Origin of the sequence: Kocuria rhizophila (assembly GCF_003667225.1) — a bacterium.
Classification (GTDB): Bacteria; Actinomycetota; Actinomycetes; order Actinomycetales; family Micrococcaceae; genus Kocuria; species Kocuria rhizophila.
The window spans coordinates 15,048-27,122 of record NZ_RCOM01000027.1; the positions used below are offsets into that span (position 1 = coordinate 15,048).

Here is a 12,075-nt window from a genome sequence, read left to right on the forward strand (position 1 = left end):
GGTGGACGGGGTGAGAACGACCCCCGAATTGCTAGCCGCCATTGCCGCCGCAGCCGTGCCCGGAGTGGCCCCCGTGGCCACCGGTCCTTCTCCCGACGACGCCGCGGACTTTCGGTCCTGCGTGGTCCAGGACGCCGCCGGGAAGCGCTGGCGCGTCCGCAGTCCCCTGACCACCGAGGCGAGCATGCGCCTGGAGACCGAGCACCTGGTGCTGCAGGCCTTCACGCCCTCCATCCGCTCCCACCTGCCGTTCCACCTGCCCTCCGTGGCCGGGTCCGTGGCCCGGGGCGAGCTGCGCACCTTCGTGTACTCCCACCTGCCCGGTGCCACGCTCAGCCTGGCTGAGCTGCAGCGGCAGAACACCCACCCTGAGCCGCCCCTGCACGCTCCGTCCCCGAGTGCCACGCCGCGCGCGCCGATCGCCGTGCAGATCGGCCGGGCCCTGGGCGCGTTGCACTCGTTGCCCCGCGCGCTCGTGATGGATGCGGACCTGCCCGCCTACAGCGCCGAGCAGTGCCGCAAGCGCATGCTCCACGACCTCGACCGCGCCGCCACCACCGGTCAGATCCCCGGCCAGCTGCTGCGCCGCTGGGAGGAGGCCATGGAGGACACCACCCTGTGGCAGTTCTCCACCCGCGTGGTGCACGGGGACCTGCACGAGGACAACATCACGGTGGACCACGGGTCCCTGGCCTCCTTCACCGGGTGGAGCGACCTGCACGTGGGAGATCCCGCCGAGGACTTCTCGTGGCTCGTGGGCATGAGCGACTCCACGTTCGCGGACACCGTGCTGGAGGCCTACTCCGTGGCCGCCGTCCAGCCGCCCGACCGCCACCTGCTGCGCCGCGCGCACCTCAAGGCCGAGTTCGCACTGGCCGAGTGGCTGGTGCGCGGCGTGGACCGGGACATCCCGTCCATGGTGGACAACGCGCGCCGCATGCTGGACACGCTCGCGCGCGACGTGCGGGCCAGCGAGTCCCCCTCCCCGGGGGTCCCCGGCCCGCTCGACGAACCGATCCCGTCCGGGGCCGGCTCGAGCGCCCTGGACCCGCCGCAGACCGGCACGCACGTCCCCGCGGACGAGTCCGGGCCCGGCGGGGAAGCCACCGGTGAGGAGACCACCGGCGCGGAGGCCACCTGCGAGGGTGCCCCTGAGGTGGAGGGCTCAGCTCACGGTCACGGTGACGGTCACGGAGTATCGGGCGTCTCGTCTGACGAGGGCGCTCCTCCCCGACGGTAGATGGACGCCACGATGCGCTCGAGCTGCTCCTCGTCCGCGAGGTCGTGGGGGCGCACCACACGGTCCTCCGCCACGTAGTAGAACGCAGCCGAGACCCGTTCCACCGGGACGCCCTGCCACCGTGCGAACGCGAGCCGGTAGAGGGCGAGCTGGTCGGACTTCTGCCGCAGGTCCCGGCCGTGCGGGACCCGCCCGGTCTTCCAGTCCACGAGTTCCCACCCGTCCTGGGTGCGGAACACGGCGTCGATCCGCCCTCGCACCGTGAGCGAACCCACCGGCGTCTCCACCGGCAGCTCGATCGCGAAGGGCTGCAGCGTGGCCCACGGGCTCGCCCGGAACGTCTCCGTCAGTCGTGGAAGGTCGAGGTCCTCGTCCACGTGGTCGTCCGCGCCGGGCAGCTCGTCCAGGTCGAAGATGGCGGCGTCCCCGTAGAAGTTCTCCACCCACGTGTGGAACGCGGTCCCCGCCCGGGCCGCTGATCCCGGTTTCCGGGGCATTGGACGGCGCAGCCCGCTGACGAACCCCTCGGGATCGCTGTCCATGGCCACGAGTGCGGATGCCGAGACGTGCGAGGGCATGTGCACGGTGCGCGGGCGGTCGGGGTCGGCGCGTCGCGCGAGCAGCAGCTCGGCCTCGTGCCGCCACCGCCGCACGGTGGCGCCCTCGGGGCCAGAGGCAAGCTCCTCGTCCGAGAGCTCGCGCAGCTCCGGGAAGCCTCCCTCCCGCACGGCCTGCGCGGCCGCCTCCGCCCGTGCGCGGCGGCCCGCGTGTGCCGGTGGCAGAACCGTTTCGGTGAGCCTGCCGTCCGCGTCCCGTGAGGTGCGGGTGATTGTGGGGCCCTCCAGGGGGTCGTAGGGCCAGAGGGCGCTGACCCGGGTGTCGAGCTGGGGGTTGCCGTCCGCCTCGGAACCGTCAGCCCACGGTCCTTCCTCGAACCCCGGGGTGGCGGCCTCCGCCATGTCCCTGGCCTCCTCCAGGAACGGCGAGACCGCCTTGGGCTTCTTGCCGGTGCCGCGGTACACCGAACCGGAGAGTTCCAGCAGCGTCTTGGCGCGGGTGAAGGCCACGTAGGCCAGGCGGCGTTCCTCCCCCAGGTCGTGCTCGGCCACGTCCTCGGTGAACTCCGCGAACGACGCCTCGAGCTCCCGCACGTCATCCACCCGCGGTGCCCACTCCGGCAGCTGCGACGCGTCGCCGCGCAGCGGCCAGGGGAGCTTGGCGGCGTCCCCCGTCCACGCGGAGGAGTTCTTGGACGGGAAGTCGTCCTGGTTCAGCCCCGGAACGTAGACGTGGTCCCACTCCAGGCCCTTGGAGGCGTGGACCGTGAGCAGCTGGACGGCGTCGTGCCGGGTGTGGGAGGGCGGCAGGTCCAGACCGTTCTCCTCCCGGGACGCGGCCTCGAGCCAGGCGAGGAACGCCGCGACGTCGTGGGTGCGCGTGGTGGCCGAGAACTGCACCGCCTGGTCCGTGAAGGCGTCCAGGTTGCGCCGCGCGGTCGCGGGATCCTCCCCGGGCAGCGCGGCCAGCTCGATGTCCAGCCCGAGCACCGTCTCCACCTCGTGGATCACGGTGGTCAGCTCGTCCCCGAGCACCTCCCGCAGGGCCTTGACGTCCGCAAGCAGCGACCGGAGCCGACGCATGCCCTCCGGGGTGATGCTGCGGCCCCGCGAGGACACCCAGCCGTCACGCGGGAGGGTCTCGAGCGCCTCGATCAGGCTGGAGCCGTCCACGGCATCGGCCATCACCACGTCGCCGGCGTCCTCGCCCGTGGGGGTGTCCCGGGTTCCTGGGGCCCCGGTCTCCGAGGGGGTGGGCTCCTCGCCTCGCGCGGCGCGTTCGTGCCGCCGTTCCAGCTCGGCCGCCCAGTCCCCCAGCGCGGCGAGGTCCCGCGCGCCGAGACGCCAGCGCGCCCCCCCGAGCAGTCTGGCCAGGGCGTCCGAACGGCCCGGGTCCGTGAGCACGTGCAGCATGGCCACGACGTCGCTGACCTCCGGCGTGTGCAGCAGCCCGCCCAGCCCCACGACCTCGTAGGGGATGTCGAGAGCCTCGAGCTCCAGCCTCAGGGGCTCGAACTGCGCCCTGCGGCGGCACAGCACGGCCATGGTGGGCATCTCCTCGAGAGGCTGGCCCTCGTGGGCGGCCCGCTGCTCGTGGATCAGCCCGGCGGTGGCCTGGGCCTCCTCCGTGTCCGTTAGGTAGCGGCTCACCCGCACGCGTCCGCGGACCGCGCCGGGGGCGGGATCCAGCGGGGGCACGTCCACGGACGCGGCGGACCGGCTCCAGGACGGTGCCGTGCGCAGCGGTGCGGCCACGGCGTTGGCCACGTCCAGGACGGACAGGCTGTTGCGCCACGCGGTGGTGAGGAAGCTCGTGGGGGCGTACCGGGAGTGACCGTCCGCCCCGCGGAGCGGGAAGTTCTCCACGAAACTGAACAGCTGCCCGGACGAGGCGCCGCGGAAGCCGTAGATGGACTGCTGCGGATCGCCCACGGCCATGACGCAGTGCCCGTCCCCGTAGAGACCGGAGAACAGCGCCAGCTGGGCGTGCGAGGTGTCCTGGAACTCGTCCAGCAGCACGACCTTGAAGCGGTCCCGCTCCACGGTCCGCGCGTGCGGGTCCACCCGGACGATGCGCGCCGCGAGCGAGAGCAGGTCGCCGTAGTCCAGCGCCGACTCCTGGCGCTTGACGGCGTGGAAGCGTTCCACCAGCTGCGCGAGGACGTCCGTCTGCTCCATGCGGGACAGGGCCTTCACCACCTTGTCCCCCGGGGACTTCTTGCGGCCGTCCGGCGGGACGTCCTGGCACGCCAGGCGGAAGCGTTGGACGAACTCGCGGATCCGGTGGGCCTCCACCAGGTGCTCGGACGCCTCCGACGACAGGGTGATGAGTCCCCCGGTCAGGGTGTCAACGGCGGGAACCGACTCGGGCAGGGGACCGTCCCAGCCGCGCACGAGGTCGCTCGCCAGCTGCCAGGTCTGGGCCTGCCCGAGCAGCACCGTGTCCGACTCAATGCCCAAGCGCAGGCCGTAGCTGCGCACCAGGGAGTTCGCGTAGGAGTGGTAGGTGCTCACGGTGGGCTCCTGCACGGCCCCCGGAGCGTCCTCGTCCTCCTCGGGCTCGGTGAGCAGACCCGTGCTGCGCAGCATGCGGAGCTTCTTCGCGATCCGCTGCGAGAGCTCGCCGGCGGCCTTGCGCGTGAAGGTGACGCCCAGGATCTCCTCGGGACTCACCAGCCCGTTGGCCACCAGCCAGGTGACGCGGTCGGACATGGTGGTGGTCTTCCCGGAACCGGCACCGGCCACCACGAGCCGCGGCGTGAGGGGCGAGGCGATGACCTCGGCCTGCTGCTCCGTGGGCGGGTGCTCCCCGAGGGCCTCGGCGATGTCCTGCGGGGAGAACCTGATGTCCCCCGGGGTGAAGTCCTGCATGGTCATTTCTCCGTCACCTGTCTGCCCTGCGCGCACAACGGGCACAACCACGGCACCGCGCACGATCTGCCGTGGCCGCCGTTCTCCTGCTCCGCGGTGTGGCGGGCCTCGAACCGGGTCCCGGCCATCAGAAGCGCCGCCTGGGCGATGAGTTCCCGGGCCCACTGGTGGTCCTCGTCCAGCGGGTCCTGCTGCTGGACGCCGGGCTTGGCCGTGGCGTCACCGAGCTGGACGAGCAGCGCTCCACCCGGCTGCGTGAGCACCGTGCCCTCGGGCAGCTCGATCCGCTCGGGACGGTCCGTGCCGTGCAGGTCCTCGCTCTGGACGCTGTCCTGCATGGCCTGCCCGGCGCCGGCCTGGAGGGCCACCTGGTAGGCGGCGAGCTGCGGGTGCTCGGGGATGTCGTCCTTGGTGGGCTTGTGCTTGCCGGTCTTCAGGTCCACCACCACGTGGCGGCCGTGGGCGTCCACCTCCAGGCGGTCCACCCGCCCCGTGAGCAGCGCGTCCCGCGCGGGGCTGCGCACGAGAACCTGGAAGCTCCCCTCCACCGCGACCAGCTCGCGCTCGTGCTGCGTGCGCATCTCCCGGGCGTACTGCGCGAACTTCCGCAGCATGGTCTCGGCGCGTTCGAGCTCCTGCGCACCGGTCCACCCCTCGGGCATCCCGAGGGAGGGCCACCGGCGGCGCAGCTCCGCGATCAGCTCCACGGCGTCCGCGTCCGGCATGTGCTCGGCGATGTCGTGCACGAGTGTGCCCAGCCCTCGCTTGAGGTCCGTGGTCTCCGTGGCGCGGGCCTCGCTCACGTACCAGTCCAGGGGCGAGCGGTGCACGGTCTCGATCTTGGACGGTGACACCCGCACGGCCTCCTCGGGGTCGAACAGCGCATCTTCCGTGGTCAGGGGGTTCACTCCCCACCACTGCTCGGGGGCGGCACCCGCCACGGGGTCCACGGCCGTGGCGAACTCGTGGAGCAGCCGCGCGGCCGCTTCCCTGTGGGTCCGGGGCACGTCCTCCGCGTGGAGGGTCCGCCGCAGGGTTCCGGTCAGCTGGCGCAGGGTGAGCGGTTTCGGAGCGTCGAGCGCTTCGACGGCGATGCCCGTCTCCTCACCGCGGCCCAGTGCCACGAGGTCCACGAACTCGGACGGCTGCTCGTCCTGGGTGGCCACCGCCGTGACGGTGAGACTCGTGCGGGCGCGGGAGACGGCCGTGGCGAACTGGCGCAGCTCGTCGAAGCGCACCTGGCGCAACCGGTCCACAGCACCGAGCCGGGTGGCCTGCTCGGGGCCGTGGTCCAGCGCGTCCGTGAGGACCTCCGTGCCGAGCAGCTGCCCGCGCAGGGCGGTGTTGGGCCACACCCCCTGCTGGACGCCGGCCACGACCACGTGCGCCCATTCCCTTCCCGCGGCCCCGGCGGGGGTGGTGACGGACACGTTGTCCTCCGCGGGTGCCCTGGCCGCGAGGGTGTCCATGGGCAGCTCCTGGTGGTCCATGTAGTCCATGAACGCCCGAGCGGTGGCCCCGGGAACCTGGTCCACGAAGCGCTCGGCGGCCTCGAACAGCCCGACCACCGCGTCCAGGTCCCGGTCCGCCCGCACGGCCTCCGCTCCCCCGGCCAGCGCACGACGCCGCCAGCGCGGCCCCACTCCCGAGGCCTCCCACAGCGCCCACAGCACGGACTCCGCGGTGGCACCGGGAGCGTCCAGCGCGGCCTGGCCGGCCTCGAGCATGTCGGCGACCCGAGCGGCGGCGTCGGAACGGACCTCGGCGAGCTCCAGCAGAACACCGTCCCCGAGGGCCTGGACGAGGAGGTCGTCGCTCGTGCGCCCCCCGCCCGTGCGCAGCTCGTAGCCGCGCAGCCGCTGCCGGATGCGGCGCACCTCCATGGGGGAGGCGCCACCGATCCGCGAGGTCAGCAGGGAGACCGCCGTGGCAGCGGTGAGCACGGTGCGCGGGCTCGTCTGCTCGTCACGGGCGGCTGGCTCCTCGTGCGGCGTGTCTGCATCCCCGGCTTGGTCCGTCTCCCGCGGTGGTGAGTCGTCCGCCCCACTGGACGGGGATGGGCCCTCAACCTGGTGATGGTCGCCGGGCAGCTCCTGCGCCGCCAGGAGCAGCCGGAGGGCGTCCAGCAGCGGAATCACCGCGGGCTCGTCACGCAACGGGGTCTCCGCGGCGGACGTGGTGGTGGGAACACCCAGGGACGAGAGCAGCCGGGTGAGCGCGGACAGCTGAGGGCCGCTGCGCACAATCACCGCCATGTCCCGGTAGGGGACGCCGTGCAGCACGTGGAGCCGCAGGAAGTGGTCCGCGCACCAGCGCGACTGGGCCGTGGGCGACTCGAACGTGGCCACCCGCACCCCGTCCGGTGCGACCGCGCGTGCGGCCGTAGCCGCGGGGGCCACGGATGCGGCAACGCCGGCGGCGTGCTCGTCCGGAGGACCGGCGGGGGGATCAACCAAGGGTTCGGCTTCCGGGTCGGCCGGTTGCTCCGGTGCTCTGTCGGTGCGTGCTCCCGCCACAACGGGAACGGCCCGCGCCACGCGCTGCCACGCCTCGTTGACGGCACGGGACATGCGGTGGCTCGTGTGCAGGTGCAGGCGCTGGACGGGGTGGGCGGGTGTCCCCACGCGGTCCTCCAGGGTGCGCAGCGCCTCGGGGCGTGCGCCGCGGAACCCCTGCACCGTGGTGTCCGGATTGGCGGTGAGCACCGCGTCCTGACCGCGGCACAGCACGCCGATCAACCGGTGCACGGAGCGGGTGGCCTCCTGCAGGTCGTCCACCACGACCACGTCCAGGCGCTGCTGCTCCCGCGCCAGGAACTCGGGGTTCTCCTCGAGGACACGGGCGGCGCGGTCCACCAGTTCGGAGGGGTCGAAGACGTTGGGCATGCGCAGTGCCCGGACCTGCTGGTACTCGGCGCGGAACGCGGCCGCGGTGCGCCACTCCGGGTGGCCGAGGGGCTCGGCCCACGCGGCGAGCTGCTCGGGTTCCACGCGGTACTCGTTCATGCGGTCGAACAGCTCCCGCAGCTGACCGCGGAATCCCCGCGTGCCGAGCGCGTCCTGGAGGTCCGCGGGCCACACCACGGAGCCGCCGAGACCAGCGGCGTGACCACGCATCATGTCCGCGAGGAAAGCGTCCTGCTCCGGCCCGGACAGCAGCACCGGGGGGAGGTCGATGCCCGGCATGAGCCCCTCCGACTGCGCGCGACGCAGGACGTCGAAGGCGTACGCCTGCCAGGCCCGAACCAGCGGGGTGCTGATGGTGGCCGCGGCCCGGCGGCTCACGAGGTCCCGCAGCGTGGCCGCGGACTCGCGGGAGGGAGTCAGCACGAGGATCCGCTGGGGATCCGTGCCCGCGGCGATCCGACGCGCCACCCCCTCGACGACCACGGTGCTGCGCCCCGTTCCGGGTGCTCCGAGCACCAGCACGGGCCCGTGCCCGGCCGGCAGGTCCACCACCGTCCGCTGCGCGGGGTCCAGCTCCACGGGCACCTGGGCGGTGTCCGTGCCGCGTGGCGGGAGGACACGCCAGGAGGCTTCTCGCTGCGTTCGCATGGGCTCATCCCACCACGTGCCTCCGACACGCATAAGGGCGTGGGTCACACCCAGTACCGTGGTGCCATGTCCTCCCCGAACCACTCCGACGACGCCGCCCAGCCCGCCCTCTTCGACGCCCCGGAGCCGCCCGCCGCGCCGGGTGCCGCCGGTCGCTCCGAACCCGCGCCCGAGCAGCCCTCGCTCTTCGATCCGGTCCCCGAAACCATCGAGGTGCCCCGCAACGGATCGACCGGGGCAGCATCACACGGGTCGGGATCGAGCGGGCCGGGCGCGTCCAAGCCGGGTGCGGCCCCCGCATCCTCGGAGACGCCCAGGTCCTCGAAGACAGTGACGCGACCGGCACCTGCTCCGCGGGGGTCCGTTCCTGGCACCTCCTCCACAGGGGCCCAGGCACCGAGCCCCGCGAACGGTACGGTCGCGAACGGTGCGGTCGCGAGCGGCGTCGTGGCGGCGGGCGGCCCGTGGCACGAGGGCCCCCGCGCGTGCTTCGACCTGGAGACCACCGGGCGTGATCCCCAGCAGGCGCGCATCGTGACGGCCTCCGTGGTGCTGGTCTCCCCCGCGGGAGAGGTGCAGCAGGAGTGGGAGTGGCTCGCCGACCCCGGCATTGAGATCCCGGAGGAGGCCGCGGCCGTGCACGGGGTCAGCACGGAACGAGCGCGGGCGGAGGGCCGCCCGGCGGCCGAGGTCACCTCCGAACTGGGCGCGGTGCTGGCCGGTTTCTGGCGTGCCGGGATCCCCGTGCTGGCATTCAACGCCGCGTACGACCTCACGGTGCTCACGCGCGAGACCGAGCGCCACGGCCTGCCCGCCCCCGAGCCGTTCCCCGTGCTGGACCCGTTCGTGCTCAACAAGCAGGTGCACCGCTACCGCCGCGGCAAGCGCACCCTGGGTGCGCTCTGCGAGGAGTACGGCGTGGTGCTCGACGCCGCTCACACCTCCGCCGCGGACGCCCTGGCCACCGAGCGGCTCGCCGCCGCCCTGGCCGATCGTTTCGCGGAGCTCCGTCAGCCCGCCGCCGCGCTGCACGGGGCGCAGATCGGGTGGGCGGCCGAACAGGCCGCGTCCCTGCAGGAGTACTTCCGCCGCAAGGATCCCGCCGCGGTCGTGGACGGCACGTGGCCCGTCCACCCGCGCCCGTAGACCACTCCCCCGGAACGACGGCGCGGCACCCCTCTCAGGGTGCCGCGCCGTCGTCGTCCCGCGCGTGCGTGCCCGCCCCGGACACCCGGTCCGGGCACAACCGGAAATGCAGGACCGGGTCAGGCCTGCGGGGGCTGTGCCTCCGCGGCGGCCCGCGCCGCGGCCGGCAGCGCCGAGAGGATCCGGTCCATCGCGGAGTCGTCGTGCGCCGCAGAGAGGAACCACGCCTCGAACACGGAGGGCGGAAGGTAGACGCCGGCGTCCAGCATCGCGTGGAAGAACGGGGTGTACCGGAAGGCCTCCTGGCCCTTGGCGTCCGCATAGTCGTGCACGCCCGTGGCGCGGGTTCCGAACGCCACCGAGAACAGGTTGCCGGCCTCCTGGATGGAGTAGTCCACCCCGGCGGCGTCGAGGGCCTCACGCAGTCCGGCGCGCAGCTGCTCGGAGCGGCGGTCGATGGTCTGGTAGGCCACCGCGTCCGCGCACTTGAGAGTGGCGAGACCCGCGGCCATCGCCACCGGGTTCCCGGACAGCGTGCCCGCCTGGTAGACCGGCCCGTTGGGGGCCAGGTGCTCCATGATGTCCCGGCGGCCGCCGAGGGCCGCGGTGGGCAGCCCGCCGCCGATGACCTTGCCGAACGTGAAGAGGTCCGGCGCCCAGCTCTCGCCCGCCGCGTTGCTGAGACCCCAGTACCCGGCCTCGTGGACGCGGAAGCCGGTGAGCACCTCGTCCAGGATCATGAGCGCGCCGTCCGCCTGCGTGATGCGGCGGATCGCGGCGTTGAAGCCGTCCTCGGGGGTGACCACGCCCATGTTGCACGGTGCGGACTCGGTGATCACCGCGGCGATCTGGCCGGGGTGCTCGGCGAACGCGGTCTCGAGCGCGGCGACGTCGTTGTAGGGCAGCACCAGGGTCTGTGCGGCGGTCGCCTCGGTGACACCCGCGGAGCCCGGCAGCGCGAGCGTGGCGAGACCCGAGCCGGCCTCGGACAGCAGCGAGTCCACGTGGCCGTGGTAGCAGCCGGCGAACTTCACCACGAGGTCACGGCCGGTGAAGCCGCGAGCCAGGCGCAGGGAGGTCATGGTGGCCTCGGTGCCCGTGGAGACCATGCGGATCTCCTCGAGCGGTGCCACGCGCTCCACCACGAGCTCCGCGAGCTCGGTCTCGCCACGCGTGGTGGCGCCGAAGCCCAGGCCGCGCTCCACGGCCTCGTGCACGGCCTCGGTGACCACGGGGTGCGCGTGCCCGATCAGGGCGGGGCCCCACGAGCACACGAGGTCCACATACTCGCGGCCGTCCACGTCCGTGAGGTACGGGCCCTTGGCGGCCGCGATGAATGGCGGGGTGCCGCCCACGGAGTTGAACGCGCGCACGGGCGAGTTCACACCCCCGGGCATCACGCGGCGGGCACGGTCGAACAGTTCCTGGGAAACACTCATGAGATCACGTCATTCCTTTCGCCGGGACCGTGTCCCGGGCACCGCGCGGGCGCGGCGGGTGGGCAGTTACCGGCCGTTCTCCTGGCGGAGGCGGCGGGCGAGTTCAGCGGCGTAGTAGGTCAGGATCGAGTCGGCCCCGGCGCGCTTGATGGAAAGCACGGACTCGCGGATCGCGGCCTCGCGGTCGATCCACCCGTTGGCGGACGCGGCCTCGATCATCGCGTACTCCCCCGAGATCTGGTACGCGGACACCGGAACCGGAGAGGCATCCGCGACCTCGCGCAGGATGTCCAGGTAGCTCATCGCGGGCTTGACCATGACCATGTCCGCGCCCTCGGCGAGGTCCGTCTGCAGCTCGAGCAGCGCCTCGCGCCGGTTCGCGGGATCCATCTGGTAGGTCTTGCGGTCCCCGGTGAGCGTGGAGTCCACGGCCTCGCGGAACGGGCCGTAGAACGCCGAGGAGTACTTGGCGGTGTACGCGAGCACGGAGACGTCCTCGCGGCCCGCGGCGTCCAGCGCGGCGCGGATCACACCCACCTGGCCGTCCATCATCCCGGACGGCCCCAGCATGTGCGCCCCGGCCTCGGCTTGGGCCACGGCCATCCGGCCGTAGATCTCCAGGGTGCGGTCGTTGTCCACGCGGCCCTGGGCGTCCAGCACGCCACAGTGGCCGTGGTCGGTGAACTCGTCCAGGCACAGGTCCGCCATCACGACGACGCCGTCCCCCACCTCCTCGCGCACCGCACGGATGCCGCGGTTGAGAACTCCCTCCGGGTCCAGGGCCGCGGAGCCCTCGGCGTCCCGGGTCTCGGGCACACCGAAGATCATGAATCCGCCCAGGCCGAGTTCCACGGCCTCCGCGGCGGCGCGCCGGAGCGAGTCCATGCTGTGCTGCACCACACCGGGCATCGAGGTCAGGGGCTGCGGTTCGGTGATCCCCTCCTTGACGAACACCGGCAGGATCAGGTCGGAGGCGTCCAGCCGCGTCTCGGCCACGAACCGGCGCATGGCCGGGGTGGTGCGCAGGCGCCGGGGGCGGGACACGATGTCGTACGACACGTCGTCGTTCATCTGCAGATCTCCTGGTTCATTGAATCGTTGTGTCATGAGAGGTCGTCCTGGGAGCACCTCGGCGGTCCGCGAGGGCGTGGTCCACCGCGTCGGCGAGCGCCTCCGGGGTGGGCTGGGCGGCGGCCACGGGGGTCAGGCCGCGCTCACGCAGCGCGCGGGCGGGGGGCCCACCGATCGCGATCCCCGCGGTGCCCGCC

Annotated in this window: 6 protein-coding genes and 1 pseudogene; 2 read left to right on the plus strand and 5 right to left on the minus strand. The window is 73.0% G+C overall.

The features are described from left to right. Positions 1-10 precede the first annotated feature (10 nt). Positions 11-1,240 carry a macrolide 2'-phosphotransferase gene (locus tag D9R02_RS05620; protein ID WP_224764829.1) on the plus strand — a complete coding sequence of 410 codons (1,230 nt, stop codon included), beginning with the start codon at positions 11-13 and terminating at the stop codon, positions 1,238-1,240. Here the strand turns inward: D9R02_RS05620 and D9R02_RS05625 are convergent. Together D9R02_RS05625 and D9R02_RS05630 are read right to left on the minus strand one after the other, a co-directional pair. Then, the gene (locus tag D9R02_RS05625) at positions 1,189-4,674 is read right to left on the minus strand and encodes an ATP-dependent helicase (RefSeq protein WP_121566508.1); all 3,486 of its coding nucleotides are present in this window, start codon (positions 4,672-4,674) and stop codon (positions 1,189-1,191) included. The two genes, D9R02_RS05620 and D9R02_RS05625, sit on opposite strands and share 52 nt — an antisense overlap. Beyond that, positions 4,671-8,222: a UrvD/REP family ATP-dependent DNA helicase gene (locus D9R02_RS05630; protein ID WP_244246341.1), complete on the minus strand. Its 3,552-nt coding sequence runs from the start codon at positions 8,220-8,222 to the stop codon at positions 4,671-4,673. The genes D9R02_RS05625 and D9R02_RS05630 overlap by 4 nt, the downstream gene beginning before the upstream one ends. A 447-nt stretch (positions 8,223-8,669) precedes the next feature. Between D9R02_RS05630 and D9R02_RS05635 the strand changes: the two genes are divergently transcribed. Then, positions 8,670-9,368 (plus strand): 3'-5' exonuclease, encoded by a 699-nt coding sequence (locus D9R02_RS05635; protein WP_102613164.1) that lies wholly within the window; start codon positions 8,670-8,672, stop codon positions 9,366-9,368. Positions 9,369-9,487: 119 nt separating this feature from the next. Here the strand turns inward: D9R02_RS05635 and hemL are convergent, their stop codons facing one another. The 3 genes and pseudogenes from hemL to D9R02_RS12170 all read right to left on the minus strand — a co-directional run. Continuing rightward, complete coding sequence (gene hemL, locus D9R02_RS05640) at positions 9,488-10,807, minus strand: glutamate-1-semialdehyde 2,1-aminomutase (protein WP_121241020.1); 1,320 nt, start codon at positions 10,805-10,807, stop codon at positions 9,488-9,490. 66 nt (positions 10,808-10,873) lie between these two features. Continuing rightward, positions 10,874-11,878 (minus strand): porphobilinogen synthase, encoded by a 1,005-nt coding sequence (gene hemB / locus D9R02_RS05645; protein WP_019309450.1) that lies wholly within the window; start codon positions 11,876-11,878, stop codon positions 10,874-10,876. 16 nt (positions 11,879-11,894) lie between these two features. Further along, positions 11,895-12,075 (minus strand): annotated as a pseudogene (locus tag D9R02_RS12170) (uroporphyrinogen-III synthase); the annotation flags it as partial.